Origin of the sequence: Candidatus Accumulibacter meliphilus, from assembly GCF_036625345.1 — a bacterium.
GTDB lineage: Bacteria > Pseudomonadota > Gammaproteobacteria > Burkholderiales > Rhodocyclaceae > Accumulibacter > Accumulibacter meliphilus.
In genome coordinates this window covers 313,771-328,507 of sequence record NZ_JAZKTZ010000003.1, presented here as the reverse complement: position 1 = coordinate 328,507, position 14,737 = coordinate 313,771, and the positions used below count along the sequence as shown (strand labels likewise).

Sequence of the window (14,737 nt, the reverse complement as noted above, 5' to 3'; positions counted from 1 at the left end):
ACAGGAGGCAGTCATGAGCAAGCGCGCGCTTTGTATGGGGATCAACAACTACCCCGGTACTCACATGGATCTCAGTGGTTGTGTCAACGATGCCAACGATTGGGCTGCCGAGCTCGCGGGGCGTGGCTTTGCGGTCAGCAAGCTGATCGACAGCCAGGCCACCAAGGCAGCGATGTTCAACGCCATCCAGTCGCTGATTGCCGGCGGGGTCAGTGGCGATGTGCTGGTAATTACCTATTCCGGACACGGGACCTATGTCCCCGACACCAACGGCGACGAGATTGACGGCCTCGACGAGGCGCTTTGCCCCTACGACATTCAGACCGGTGGGGGTGCGCTGATCGATGACGAGATCAACACCCTGTTTTCGGCGCGCAAGGCGGGCGTGCGCTTGCTGTTGATTTCCGACAGTTGCCACTCGGGTACCGTGACCCGTGCCGCGGCTGCCGACCCGGACGCCGACGATGCGCCGCGTCCCCGGTTTTTGCCGATGGGCAACTGGCTGGCGGCCAACAAGTTGCCGCACGGCATCAGCGGCCAGTCGCTGACGGCGGTGCCGGTGACCGGAGGCTCTCCTTTTACCGGCGCGCTGTCGCAAATGATGGGCGATCTGCTGCTGGCGGGCTGCAAGGAGGGGCCGAACAATTTCAGCTACGATGCACGCATCGCGGGCCGTCCTTGTGGCGCGTTCAGCTATTACGCGCTGAAGGCGCTCAAACAGCTGCCAGCCAACGCCACTTACGCGCAGTGGCATGCGGCGATCAGCCCGGCCTACCTGCCGTCGGCGTCGTATCCGCAAAGCCCGCAGATTTTTGGCAGCGAGGATGCGTGCAAGCGCCAGATTTTCACTTGATGGCCGCTCTGTAGGCAGTCCAAATGTCCAGGCGTGACAGGCCGGCCTGAGCCGACCCAGGGCGCTACAGGATCTGGCGTGGCAAGAACTCGATGGAGGCGATGATGGCTGACACCACTACTCTCAACTTCACTGGTCGGCAGAGCGACGAGAAGCAGTTGCCGGCACTGCTGCAGAACGTTCGACGGTCGGCGGGTGAGCCGGAGGATCCTTTCCTGCCGGCCGGCTACCTGAAGACGCGGGCGAGCTTTGAAGTCGGTGCGGCGGTGCGCGCTGCCGGGGCCAGCGTCAGTGCCCAGCAGTATGCGGCGCAGGGCGATGAGGTGCTGGTCATCGAACTCGCCGACGGCGGTGTTCTCATCACTTCGGCCGGCAAGCTCAAGGCTTCCCTGGAGCGCAGCCGACCCGAGCTGATCGGTAGCGACGGGGAGATTCTGTTCGATCAGCTGAGCGGCGAAGGAGCAGCCACGCGCGGGCTGCTCGGGGACGCGGTCGGCGGCCTGATCAGCAAGGTCTTTGCGCTGGCGGTAGGGACCGCCAGCGACGAAATCATCGAGGCGGCGAAGAAGAAGCTTGGCGAGTTGGGCAAAGGTGGCGGTGATGGTGACCTCGCCGAGCTGGGGGTCAGCGGGCTGGGCACCAAGGCGCTGATGTGGGCGATCGAGGCGCGGCTGGGTCGGCCGACCGGCGTTTACTGCTGGGACGGCGGACGCCGTGCCACTGAGGCGCAAGACGGCAAGGCGCTGGCGCGCGCGCAGCGCGAGCTACAGCGCGCCGCTGCCGAGAAGCTGCCGGTGCTGGTTTTCGTGCATGGCACTGGTTCCAATACCGTGGGCAGTTTTGGCGACCTGCCGCTCGACGAGCGCGATGTGTGGAGCGTCTTGCAGCGCCATTTCAGCGGCGGTATCTACGCCTACGAGCACCGCACGCTCTCCGCGAGCCCGATCGAGAACGCCCTGGAGCTGCTGGCGGCGTTGCCTGACGGCCTGCAGCTCAACCTGGTTTCGCACTCGCGCGGCGGCCTGGTTGCCGACCTGCTCTGCGTGCAGGATTTCGACCCGCTGATCGAGCTCTACAAAGCCGATCTGCCGGGCACTGGTGACGCCTACGAGAGCGAAGCTGCCGCGCAGGACGTGCGTCGCGAAGTCGACTCGGCGCACGCCGAGCAGCGCGAGCAACTGCGCCAGCTGTCCAGGGTGCTGGCGGACAGGAAGCTGGTCGTGCAGCGCTACGTGCGGGTGGCCAGTCCGGCGCAGGGAACGCGGCTGGCCAGCGGCAACCTGGACCTCTTCCTGTCCGGGATGCTGACCCTGATCGGGCAGGTGCCGTTCTTTTTCGGCAACCCCTTCTATTCGGCTTTCAAACGGGTGGTGCTGGAAATCGCCCACAAGCGCACCAACGCGCATCTGGTTCCCGGCATCGAAGCGATGTTGCCGGATTCACCAATGGCGCGTCTCTTGCGCGACGCACCGGTGCGCGCCGGGATCGAGATGGCGGTGATCGCTGGCGACATCGAAGGCGGCAATCTGCTCAAACGTCTCGGCGTCCTGCTTACCGACTATCTCTTTTTCGACAACGTCGACAACGACCTGGTGGTCGATAGCGACTCGATGTTTGCCGGCATTGCGCCGCAGGCGCGGGCACGGGCGCTGTTCGATCGCGGTGCCGAGGTCTCGCATTTCCGCTACTTCACCAACATCGACACGCGCCTTGCCCTGCGCGACTGGTTGGTGGCCGGCGAGGTCTTGCCGCTGACCGCTTTCCAGGCTTTGCCGGGTCCTTTCTCGGATGGCGAGGTAAGCGCGCTCGAGGCGGCTGCGGGCGACGGTCGCAGGCGTGCTGCGCGTGCTGAGCGTGCCATATCGCGCTCGCCGGAGACGCCGCGTGCCGACTTGCCGGTGCTTGTCGTGCTGCCGGGGGTGATGGGTTCGCACCTGTCGGTGAATGGCCAGGACCGGGTGTGGTTCGACCCGCTGGATATCGCCAGCGGTGGCCTGAGCAAGATTGCCTGGGAGCAGTCCGGCGTCGAGGCCGAGAAGCTGTTCGATATGTTCTACGGCGATATCTGCACGTATCTGTCGGCCAGTCACCGCGTCGAGCCCTTCGCTTACGACTGGCGGCAACCGCTGGATGTGCTCGCCGAGCGCTTTGCCGAATTCCTCGATCGCTTGCTGCGCGAGACGACGCAGCCGGTGCGCTTGCTCGCGCACAGCATGGGCGGACTGGTGGTGCGCGCCAGCATCCACAAGCGCCGTCCAGTGATCGACGCGCTGATGGCGCGCGATGGTGCGCGCCTGGTGATGCTCGGGACGCCCAATCAGGGCGCCTACTCGATGGTCGAGAACCTGCTCGGCAAGGGCGATACGCTGCGCTCCCTGGTGCGTCTCGACGTCCGCCACGATATGCGGGAAGTGCTGCAGATCGTCTCCGGTTTTCGCGGTGCGCTGCAGTTGCTGCCCAAGCGCGGCTTTGTCGATACCTTCCAGGGGCAGCCCGACGGCGGCGACGACAAGCAGGATTTCTGGCTGGCCAAGACCTGGGTCGACTACCAGGCGAAAGTCTTCGATTTCTGGTTCGGAAACGGCAATTCGGCGACACCGGACCAGTCACAGCTCGACGCGGCGAACTGGCTTTGGCGACAGGACGGCGAGGCAACGCCGGCGCTTCCCGAGGCCTATGCCAGCAAAACCGTCTATGTCTTTGGTGTGGCGCGCAATACCCCGTGCGGCATTCGCGAGGTGCAAGGGCGCCTGAAAATGGTCGGCACCAGCCAGGGTGACGGCACCGTCACCTGGGCTTCCGGGCGTATCGGCAATGTCGGCAGTCACTACTACCTGCCGGCCAAGCATGGCGATCTGCCGTCGACCAGCGAGTACTTTCCGGCGCTTGGCGAGCTGCTGAGCAGCGGCGTGACCGGCGCCCTGCTGAGTAGCCCGCCGGCGGTGCGCGGCGAAGAGCAGCCGCTACCGGTGACCTACGACGCCGGACCGCCGACGCTCGACGGCGGCGAGGCCGTGGCACGCGGTCTGCTCGGCGGATCGCCGCGCAGTCGCGTCGCGGCGCGGCCGAAGCGCCGCCTGGAGGTCAAGGTCAAGGCCATGGACCTGCGCTTCCTGGCCCAACCCGTTCTGCTCGGTCACTACGAGCAGGATCCGATTGCTGGCGCCGAGGCGCTGATCGACAGCGAACTGCTCGATGGTGACCTCACCCAGCGCTACCACCTCGGCCTTTACGCCGGCCCGCGCGGCACGGCGAGCGTCGTCCTGCGCGTTCCCAACGAGCAGGAGCGCCGCCGCGGCAGCCTCACCGGCGCTATTGTTACCGGTCTCGGCGCCTACGACGGCAACCTCAGCGTCGGCGATCTGATCGAGGCGGTGCGCGCCGGCGTCCTGCGCTACCTGCTGCAGGTCATCGACGTGCTTGGCAAGGACGAACGCGAACTGCCACTGGCGGCGCTACTGCTCGGTTACAACTCTTCGGCGAACCTCTCGGTGGCGGCGTCTGTCGAGGCACTGTTGCGTGGCGTCATGGAAGCCAACGCACGTTTCTACGAGACGACACGACTCGATATTCGCGTGGCGCGCCTCGATATCGTCGAGCTCTATCAGGATACGGCGATCACCGCCGTCTACGCGCTGCGGCGAATGCCCGACCGGCTCGCCGAACTGACCCGGCGCTACGACGTGGCGCTGGTTTGTTGGCCGGAGCTCGAACAGGGCGAGGGACGGCGTCGGCGCCTGTTCGACAGCGGCAACCCGAGTTACTGGCCACGGCTGATCGTCACCGACGCGGATCGCCACGAGCAGGGCCTGGCCGCTCGGCTGCCGGCGTGCGACGACGCCAAGGCCGGCGACTCTGGCCAAGGGGGCGCGTCGCAAGGCGCGCCGCGACAGCGCACGGCGATCGCCGAACGGCTACGCTTTCTCTATGTCGGCCAGCGTGCGCGCGCCGAGTCGGTGGTTCTCCAGCGGCAACCGGGCCTGGTCGAAAAACTCGTGCGCCAGCAGATCCAGAGGCCGGTGTGGCGCGAGGATTTCGGTCGCGTGCTCTTCCAGTTGATGGTGCCACACGACTTCAAGGATGCCGCACGACAGCTCGAGAGCATCGTCCTGGTGGTCGACGATTACACTGCCAACCTGCCGTGGGAATTGATGTTTGCCGACGATCAGCGTGGTGCGGGGGAAAAACTGCCACTGGCCTTGCGTACCCCGGTGGTACGGCAGCTTGCGGCCATGCAGTTCCGTCGCCAGGTGCGGCAGGGGCTGGAGCGCACGGCCTTTGTCGTCGGCAATCCATCGGTCGAAGGTTTTGTCGCGGCTTTTCCGGATCCGCGGCATCCCGATGCCCTCGACCCGCCACCGCTGCCCGGCGCAGAGGAGGAAGCTACGCAGGTGGCCGCCATCCTGCAGGGCCTTGCCTACCAGGTAGTCGCCGAGATCGGCAGCGACCGCAACGCATCCGACGTGCTGACACGGCTCTACCAGCATCCCTATCGGCTGCTGCATATCTCGGCGCACGGCATTTTCGATCAGCAGCACGTCGATGGCCGCCGCCGTTCGGGCGTCGTCCTTTCCGATGGTCTGTTGATTACTGCCGCCGAGATCCGTGCCATGGAAAGCGTGCCCGAACTCGTTTTCCTGAGCTGCTGCCACCTTGGCAAGGTCGATACGGGCAGCGCCAAGGGAGCACACGACAACAGCGCCGAGCGCACGCTGCAAGACGGCAACCTGTTGGCGGCCAGCGTCGCGCGCGAGTTGATCAATATCGGTGTGCGCTGCGTGGTCGTTGCCGGCTGGGCGGTGGACGACAAGGGTGCGATGATCTTCGGCAAAGCTTTCTACGAGAGCCTGCTGCTCGAAGGCCGACCCTTCGGGCAGGCGGTCTTCGAAGCCAGGCGGGCGGTGTGGCAGGCCAATCGCGAAGACATCACCTGGGGCGCCTACCAGGCCTATGGCGAACCGGGTTGGCTGGCCGAACCGCGCCTGTCGGGCAAAGCCGCTGCCGCGGTCGCCTATGTCTCGCCGGACGAATTGCTCGACGAACTGTCCAGTCGCCGTGCGGCGCTGTCGCGTGCCGGCGAGCGGCAGACCCGGCGCGAGCTTGACACGCAGGTGAGCAGCATCGAGGCCTTGCTCAGGGAGCGTTGTCCGCCAGGCTGGTTACGCCTACCGGTCCTGCAGTCGGCGCTGGCGAGCGTGTGGGCGGACCTCGGTGAATTCGCCAAGGCGCGGGCGGCTTACCTCGACGCGATCCAGTCCGAAGATGGTGACGGACGGGTGCCGATACGCGCCATCGAGCAGTTGGCCAATATCGAGGCGCGCATGGGCGAGCAGGATGAAAGTGACGATAAGGACGATAAGGACGGCGGCGCGCTGAAGTTGATCGAGAGCGCGCTCGAACGTCTGCGCGCTCTCGACGCTCTGGTCTCGCATGCGGCGGGTGAGGCGGCTAGCGGTCAGGTCAATAGCGAACGTTGCGCACTGCGCGGCAGTGCTGCCAAGCGCAAGGCCAATGTTTTTGCACGCCGGGCGCTCGCCGCCGACGCCGCGACGGGAAGCGTGAGCGAAGCGGGCAGCAAAGGGGGTCAGCTGGGAAGTGAGGGCGCGCTGGCGCAGATGGACCAGGCTTTGCGCGACAGCGCTGGTTTTTACCGGCAAGGCGAGGGACGGCCGGGCGATGCGGCTTTCCGATCCTACAACGCGCTCAACCGGCTGGCGATCGAGGCTTTGTTGGTGCCGGCAGATGGCGAGCGGCAAGGGGAGGGGGAGGGCAACGCGGCCAACACCGACATCGAGGCCATTGCCCTGGCGCGTTACTGCCGTTCCGCGGCCCGCGACGCTTACGCACGCAGTGCCGATTTCTGGGACGCGATGCGCGAGCCTGAGTCGCTGCTCGTCGAGCACCTGCTCGATGCTCGGCTCATGCAGTCGGGAGCTGTCGGCCAACTGGCGTTCGACGAAGTGACGCGTGCTTACCAGGAGACGCTGTCCTCCCTTTGCCTCAAGCCGAAGCAACTCGACTCGGTGCTTGCGCAGATTTGCCTGTTGTCGCGATTCTGTGACGCTCGCTCCCTCGGTGGCGATCATGGTCTCGGTGACGGTGGCTGGCAGTTGGCGGCCGACCGCCTGATTGCTCTTGCTGAACGCCTCAGGCCCGGCGCATGCCAGCGAGGCGATCGCCCGCATGGTGCGACGCCGGTCGCGGCGGCGTTGGCGAAAGCACTGCCGTCGAAGGCAGCGGCCAGTGCCGGGCGTCAACCCGCGACGCGGAAACGCTAGGGGCGTTTGCCGCCTCCGCCGCTTGTAGCAAGTGACGTGTACAGCCATTTTTCCATCAACCATCGTTCAGAAAGGATAGCCATGATGCAGAAGTTCCTGTCTTGCCTGTCAGTCCTTGTCCTCGTCAGCTTCCTCACGGCTTGTGCCGGCGCCAGCCGGCAAGCGGGGGAAATGGCGATTCGTACCGGCGTCGTCGAACAGATCCTCGAGGTCCAGTTGCCGAGCAATCATCATCCGGGTGTCGGCGCGGTGGTTGGTGGTCTGGCCGGTCTGGGGGTTGGCAGCCTGATCGGTGCGGGTACCGGGCGCGATGTGGCGATGGTGCTGGGAAGCGTCGGCGGCGCGCTCGCCGGCAATGAAATCGAGAAGAAATACGAGCAACCGGTTGCCGGGCAGCAGATCGTCGTGCGTACCGGCAGTGGCGTCCTGATTTCAGTTACTCAGGCCGGTGTCTCGGGTTTGCGCAAGGGACAGCTCGTCTATGTCGAGGGCCACGGTGACGGTGCCCGCGTCGTTGCGCGCTGACTGGCGTGTCTCCACATGTCATGATGTCATGACCGTTAGACGGGCATGAAGGCACACGCTTTCGTCGTCATGCCCTTCGGCAGCAAGCGCGGGCCCGATGGGCAGCTGATCGACTTCAATCGGGTCTACGCCGAGTACATCTGGCCGGCGCTGACGGCGGCCGGGATGGCAGTTTTCAAGGCCGACGAAGAGGAGCGTCCCGGCGATATCCTGGATGACATGTTCCAGGAACTGCTGCTCGCCGATCTGGTGGTTGCCGATCTGACGCTGGACAATCCCAATGTCTGGTATGAGCTCGGTATCCGGCACGCGCTGCGCGCGCGGGGCGTGGTGCTCGTGCAGGGGCCACGGGCCAGCCAGCCCTTCGACACCTATACCGATCGAAAGCTGCGCTACACGCTGCGCGACGGAGCCCCTGACCCGGCCACTCTGGCGGCGGACTGTGCCGCCTTGACGGCGATGGCGCGCGCCAGCATGGCCAGCTCGACGCGGCGCAAGGTGAGCCCGGTTTTTAAGCGCATCCCCAATCTTCAACAGCCGCAGTGGCGGCAGCTGCTGCTCGAACAGCACAACGAGTTTTCCGATGCCCATGCCAGCTGGGATCGGCGAATGGAGATCGCGCGGCAGAAAAACCGTCCCGGCGACATTCTGCTGCTCGCCGACGAGACGCCGATCCGCGCCCTGCACCGTGAAGCCAGGCATACCGCCGGCAACGCCTTGCTCAAGCTCAAGCAGTATCAGCTGGCGCTCGAGCAGTTCGACCTGGCGCTGGCCATCGACGCTGACGACAAGGCCAGCCGGGAGAAGAAAGCGGTCTGCCTGGGTCGCCTGGGCCGCTTCGAGGAGGCGCGCGAATGGGTGCGGCAACTGACGCGTGACTATCCTCGCGATGCCGAATGCTGGGCACTGCTCGGGCGCGTCGAAAAGGAGAACTGGCTGGCGCGCTGGCGCCGGCCAGGGCTGACGCCGGCAGAGATGCACCTTGCCGCCAAGCATGAGAATGCGGCGCTTGGCGAGGCCATTGACCCCTATTACCAGGCCTTCATCGCCGACCCGGCGCATCATTACTCGGGGATCAACGCGCTGACCTTGCAACTTCTGCGCCGGCATTGTGGCGGCGAGACCAGCCAGACGGTGATCGACAACCTCGTCGGTGGTGTCCTCTGGTCCAGCCTGACTGCCCAGGAGCGCAATCGCAAGGACTACTGGGCGCGCGCCAGCTACGCCGAACTCTGTTTGCTGGTCAATCCGCCGGCGAGTATCGGCAAGGAGTTCGCGAACATGGTGGCAGCGGCCAACGGCGACTGGTTCGCGCTCGATTCGAGTCGCCAGACGCTGCAGCTTCTGCGCGATATCGACTTCCGGCCAGCCGAGACGGCTGCGGCGCTGGCCATCGTCGAACGCGAGATCGAGCGCAGCAGTCCGCCGTTCGAGCCCCGCCAGGTGCTGCTCTTCAGCGGTCACATGATCGATTCCGCCGGCCGCCAACCGCCGCGCTTTGCTGCCGAGAAGGAACCGCTGGCGGCAGCGAAGATCGCCGAGGCGCTCGATCAGCTCGCCGCGGGGCCAGGGGACCTGGCGCTGGCGCAGGCCGCCAGTGGCGGCGACCTGCTGTTTCTGGAAGCCTGTCAGGCGCGCGGCGTCCGCCTGCAAGCGATGCTCCCTTTCGAGGAGCCCGAGTTCATCGAGCGCTCGGTTCTGCCGGCGAGCAACGGCGAGCACTGGCGGCAGCGCTACTTCACGCTGATCAGCATGCTTGCCGAGGAGCCGCGGATCATGCCGGCGGAACTCGGTACGCTGCCAAAGGATCTGCGTGGCGAAGCGGCGAATGCCTTCGAGCGCTGTAACCTCTGGCTGCTGTACACCGCCCTGGCCTGGGGGGTCGACAAGGTGCGTTTCATCTGCCTGTGGAATGGCGGTGGCGGCGACGGCCCGGGCGGAACCGCGCACATGTACCACGAAGTCAAGCGTCGCACCGGACGGGTGAGCTGGCTCGATACGCGCAAGCTATGGTGAGCCGCCGCTCCCCCGCCGGGGGTTAATGTGAAAGTCGCGCAAGCGACTCACGAAACTCCCTTCTCCCCTCGCGGGAGAAGGGTCAGGGGAAGAGGGGGACGGTCATGACTTTCATCATCCGGGGTATCTCGACTGTCATGACCGTTAGCGCCTCATGGCTCGATGCGCGTTCCCAGAACCTTCAGGAATTTGGCCAGCCAGTCTGCGTGTGCGGGCCAGGCCGGTGCGGTGACCAGCTGGCCATCGACCAGCGCCTCATCGACCGGGATGTCCGCGAAGCTGCCACCGGCCGCGCGGACCTCGGGCGCGCAGGCTGGATAGGCGGAGCACGAGCGTCCCGCCAGCACCCCGGCGGCAGCCAGCAGTTGCGCACCGTGGCAGATGGCGGCAATCGGTTTGCCGGCGCTGGCGAAATGTTGAACCATGGCGATCACTGCCGGGTCGAGGCGCAGGTATTCGGGCGCGCGGCCACCGGGAATGACCAGCGCGTCGTAGTCTTCGGCGTTCACGGTGGCGAACTCGGCGTTGAGCGTGAAGCGGTGTCCCGGTTTTTCGCTGTAGGTCTGGTCGCCTTCGAAATCGTGGATTGCGGTGCGTACCTGTTCGCCGCCAGTTTTGCCCGGGCAGACGGCGTGCACGGTATGGCCGACCATCTGCAGGGCCTGGAAGGGAACCATCGTTTCGTAGTCCTCGGTAAAGTCACCGGTGATCATCAGAATCATTTTTGCGGCCATTTGGGTCTCCTTGGGGTGAGGGAAACGAGCGCTCCAAAGAAGCGTCACGAAGTTGATACGCAAGGATTGTATACAAACCCTGTCGAATGCGCAGGCGCTGCCGGGCGCCAGTTGCCGGGACGGCGTCGCGCGGCGTGCATTTTTCCCGGAAAGGGGAGGGCGTTGGATTAGCGGCTATCATTGGAGCTGTCGCCGACCAGAGCTCGCCCGCAGCCGTGATTGCGGAGGCCACGCCAGCCACGCCAGCCGCCAAGCCACGCCGGCCGAGTTGCCTGCCTGTCCAGCGGCGGAAATGAGCGCAATTGCCTACTTGCCCGATGTCGGCCCGATTGTTTCGTGTATCTCGTGCACAACCCTGCGGAGGTCTTCCATGTCGCATTCGCCGTTCAATACGCTGTCCCGCTTCTATCCGCCTGCCCAGCCGGAGGCGCTGTTCTACTCGCTGCCGGCGCTGGCCGCGGCCGAGATCGGCAACATTGCCCGCCTGCCGGTGTCCCTGCGCATTGTGCTGGAGTCCTTGCTGCGCCACTGCGATGGCCATCGGGTCACGGAGAGGAATATCCGTGAGCTGGCGCAGTGGCAGCCAAGGGCACCACGCAGCGAGGAGATTCCCTTTGTCGTCGCGCGTGTGGTGCTGCAGGATTTCACCGGCGTGCCGCTGCTCTGCGATCTGGCGGCGATGCGCCACGCAGCACAGGCCAGCGGCCACGATCCGCGCTGCATCGAGCCGCTGGTACCGGTCGATCTGGTCGTCGATCATTCGGTGCAGGTTGACTATTACGGCACGCCGCAGGCGCTGGAGCAGAACATGCGCCGGGAGTTCGAGCGCAATCACGAGCGCTATCAGTTCATGAAGTGGGGCATGCAGGCTTTCAACACCTTCCGTGTCGTACCCCCCGGCGTGGGCATCGTGCACCAGGTCAACCTCGAACATCTCTTCGCCGGCGTTCGCCGGCAGGAAAGCGCAGGCGGCAGCCTGTGTTTTCCGGACACGCTGGTGGGTACCGACTCGCACACGACGATGATCAACGCCGTTGGCGTCGTTGGCTGGGGCGTCGGTGGCATCGAGGCCGAAGCGGCGATGCTTGGGCAGCCGGTCTATTTTCTGACTCCGGACGTGGTTGGCGTCGAACTGGTCGGGCGCTTGCGGGAAGGGGTTACGGCGACCGATCTGGTGCTGACGGTGACCGAGCTGTTGCGCCGCCAGAAAGTGGTTGGTACCTTTGTCGAGTATTTCGGCGAGGGTGCCAGTACGCTGACGGTCACCGACCGCGCGACATTGGCCAATATGGCGCCCGAGTACGGTGCGACGATGGGTTTCTTCCCGGTTGACCAGAAGACCGTCAGTTACCTGCGGACCACCGGCCATAGCGAAGCAGATTGTGAGCTTTTCGAAGCCTATTTTCGTGCCCAGGGACTGTTCGGTATTCCCCGTGCCGGCCAGATCGACTACTCGCGTAGCGTGCGCCTCGACCTGGCCAGCATCGTTCCCTCCCTGGCCGGCCCGAAGCGGCCGCAGGACCGCATCGCGCTGCCCGATATGGCGAGCAAATTCAACGCCTTGTTCAGCGCCTCGGAAGCGGATGACGGCTTCGCCCGGCCGCCCGAGACGCTGACGCAGCGCTACCCGAGCGAACGACCAGGCGTTGCTCTTGGCAATGGTGACGTGCTCATTGCAGCGATCACCTCGTGCACCAATACCAGCAACCCGGCGGTGATGATCGCCGCCGGTCTGCTGGCCAGGAAAGCGGTGGCCCGTGGCCTGCAGGTGCAGCCGCACATCAAGACTTCGCTGGCCCCCGGCTCACGCGTGGTCACCGACTACCTGGAGAAGGCGGAACTGCTGGCGCCGCTCGCCGAACTCGGCTTCGCGTTGGCCGGCTATGGTTGCACGACCTGCATCGGCAACGCCGGCGACCTCGATCCGGCCTTCAACAAGTCGATCAACGAAAACCAGTTGGTCGTCGCGGCGGTGCTCTCCGGTAACCGCAACTTCGAGGCGCGCATCCATCCCAATCTGCGCGCCAATTACCTGGCTTCGCCGCCGCTGGTGGTGGCTTTCGCCATCGCCGGGCGAGTCAACATCGATCTCGACAGCGAAGCACTGGGCATCGGCGCCGATGCCCAGCCGGTTTTTCTGCGCGACGTCTGGCCAACGCCGGAAGAAATCGAGGCGCTGCTCCCCTTGGCGCTCGATCCGGAAACTTTCCGCCGTCGCTACGCCGACGTCAGCGCCGACCAGGAGCTGTGGAATGCCATCGAGGCACGTAGTGGCGCGGTCTACGACTGGCCGCCATCGAGCTACATCGCGCGCCCGCCATTCTTCGAGTTGCCGGCCCTGCCGGCAGGCGATATCACCGGCGCACGCGCGCTGCTGCTGCTCGGCGACTCGGTGACCACCGATCATATTTCGCCGGCCGGTGCTTTCGGCGAGGCGACGCCGGCGGGCAGCTGGCTCAAGGCCCAGGGCGTCGAGCGCGCCGACTTCAATTCCTATGGCGCACGCCGTGGGCACCACGAAGTCATGATGCGCGGCACTTTTGCCAACGTCCGCATTCGCAACCTGATGCTGCCGGCAGACACCACAGGGCGCCGACCAGAGGGCGGCTTTACTCTGCTCGATGGTCAGCAGACGACGGTCTACGCGGCGGCGATGGCCTACCTCGAGCGCGCTACGCCGAGCATCGTCGTCGCCGGGGAAGAGTACGGCACCGGCTCGTCGCGCGACTGGGCGGCCAAGGGAACGCGGCTACTCGGCGTGCGTGCCGTGATTGCGCGCAGCTTCGAACGCATCCACCGCGCCAACCTGGTCGGAATGGGCGTGCTGCCGCTGCAGTTCATGGCCGACGACTCGGCGACGGCGCTGCAGCTGCGCGGCGACGAGAGCTTCGAGATCCTGGGTCTGGGCCCGGATCTGATGCCCATGCAGAACCTCACCCTGGCTATCGTACGGGCCGACGGTGAGCGCGTGGAGCGTCCACTGCTATGTCGCATCGATACACCGATCGAGGTTCAGTACTACTGGTCGGGTGGCATTCTGCCCTATGTGTTCGGCGAACTGATGGCCGAAGCTGCGGCCAGTCGCTGAAGCCAGGATGCCGACAAGGGCTGGCGCCGCGCCGGTCCTTGCCGCCATGCTCCGGAGACCCGCTTGCCTTCTCGCATCTCGATCAGCACCGTCCCTTCGGCGAGCGCGATTCCGCGCCAGGCGTGGGATCGCCTCTGCCCTGCCGGTCATCCTTTCCTGAACGCCGATTTCCTGACCATCATCGAGCAGCATGGCGCGGCGGCGCGCGCATGGGGATGGGCGGCCCGCCATCTGGTGGCCAGCGACGCAAGCGGTGCCGTCGTCGGCATTCTGCCGCTCTACCTGAAGACCCATTCGCATGGCGATTTCATCTACGACTGGTCGTGGGCCGCCGCCTATCGGCAGCTTGGCCGGCAGTACTACCCGAAGTTGATGAGCTGCCTGCCGCACACGCCGGTGGCCGGGCCACGCTTGCTGGTTGCCGCCGGGCCGCAGGCGGCTGGCGTTCGCCAGGCCTTGCTCGCTGGCGCCAGGACGCTGCTGAGCAGCGCCGGTTTGTCTTCATGGCACGTGGCCTTGCCGGACGACGACGAAGCAAGGATGTTGCAGGGCGAGGGCTTGTTGATCAGTCACGACGTGCAGTTCCACTGGATCAACCCTGGCTGTGGCGATTTCGACGGCTATCTGGCGAGCTTCAGCGCCGCCAAGCGCCGCAAGGTGCGCGCTGAAAGACGGCGTGTGCTGGAAAGCGGCCTGGCTCTCGAAACGCGTCACGGCGATCAGATTGACCCCGCCGAATGGCCGTTGCTGCACGCTCTCTATGCCGATACCTTCGAAAAGTTCAACAATCACGCCGTTTTCTCGGCGGCCTGTTTCGCCGCTCTGGCGACTGCTCTGGGTCGCCGCATGGTCATCTTCGTCGCTCGCGATCGCGGACTGCCGGTAGCCGTGGCAATCTGTTTTCGCAGCGACGAAGCGCTCTATGGGCGCTACTGGGGTTGCCGCGGCAATTACCACAGCCTGCACTTCGAACTCTGCTTCTACCAGGGCATCGCCTATTGCCTGCAGCAGGGACTGGCGCGCTTCGAGCCCGGCGCCGGCGGCGAGCACAAGCTGTCACGCGGCTTCACGCCGACCGCTGTGCAGTCTGCGCACTGGATCGGCGATCCGGAAATGCGTGCCTTGCTTGGCCGGCATCTGGCGCTGCAGGGCCAGGCGCTGGCCGATTACCGCGAGCAGGCGGCCGAACACTTGCCGTTCCGGCGAGAGCTGGGCCCGCCGTCAGCCACCTGAAGTGGCAACG

General features: G+C 65.5%; 7 protein-coding genes. 6 read left to right on the top strand and 1 reads right to left on the bottom strand.

Annotated elements, in window-relative coordinates; genetic code table 11:
- Nucleotides 1-13 precede the first annotated feature (13 nt).
- From V5B40_RS07735 to V5B40_RS07720, 4 genes are all read left to right on the top strand, one after another.
- Nucleotides 14-853: a caspase family protein gene (locus V5B40_RS07735; protein ID WP_332353937.1), complete on the top strand. Its 840-nt coding sequence runs from the start codon at nt 14-16 to the stop codon at nt 851-853.
- 104 nt (nt 854-957) lie between these two features.
- Entirely contained in the window at nt 958-7,131 is a 6,174-nt protein-coding gene (locus tag V5B40_RS07730) for a CHAT domain-containing protein (RefSeq protein ID WP_332353936.1), read from the top strand.
- A gap of 84 nt (nt 7,132-7,215) precedes the next feature.
- Nucleotides 7,216-7,656: a glycine zipper 2TM domain-containing protein gene (locus V5B40_RS07725; RefSeq protein ID WP_332354169.1), complete on the top strand. Its 441-nt coding sequence runs from the start codon at nt 7,216-7,218 to the stop codon at nt 7,654-7,656.
- Nucleotides 7,657-7,701: 45 nt separating this feature from the next.
- On the top strand, nt 7,702-9,672 hold the full coding sequence (locus V5B40_RS07720; RefSeq protein ID WP_332353935.1) for a tetratricopeptide repeat protein: 1,971 nt from the start codon (nt 7,702-7,704) through the stop codon (nt 9,670-9,672).
- 152 nt (nt 9,673-9,824) lie between these two features.
- Here the strand turns inward: V5B40_RS07720 and V5B40_RS07715 are convergent, their stop codons facing one another.
- Complete coding sequence (locus tag V5B40_RS07715; protein WP_332353934.1) at nt 9,825-10,406, bottom strand: DJ-1/PfpI family protein; 582 nt, start codon at nt 10,404-10,406, stop codon at nt 9,825-9,827.
- 370 nt (nt 10,407-10,776) lie between these two features.
- Between V5B40_RS07715 and acnA the strand changes: the two genes are divergently transcribed.
- Nucleotides 10,777-13,494 (top strand): aconitate hydratase AcnA, encoded by a 2,718-nt coding sequence (acnA, locus tag V5B40_RS07710; protein ID WP_332353933.1) that lies wholly within the window; start codon nt 10,777-10,779, stop codon nt 13,492-13,494.
- A gap of 63 nt (nt 13,495-13,557) precedes the next feature.
- Nucleotides 13,558-14,727, top strand: coding sequence for a GNAT family N-acetyltransferase (locus tag V5B40_RS07705; protein ID WP_332353932.1), 1,170 nt, complete (start codon nt 13,558-13,560; stop codon nt 14,725-14,727).
- Nucleotides 14,728-14,737 lie beyond the last annotated feature (10 nt).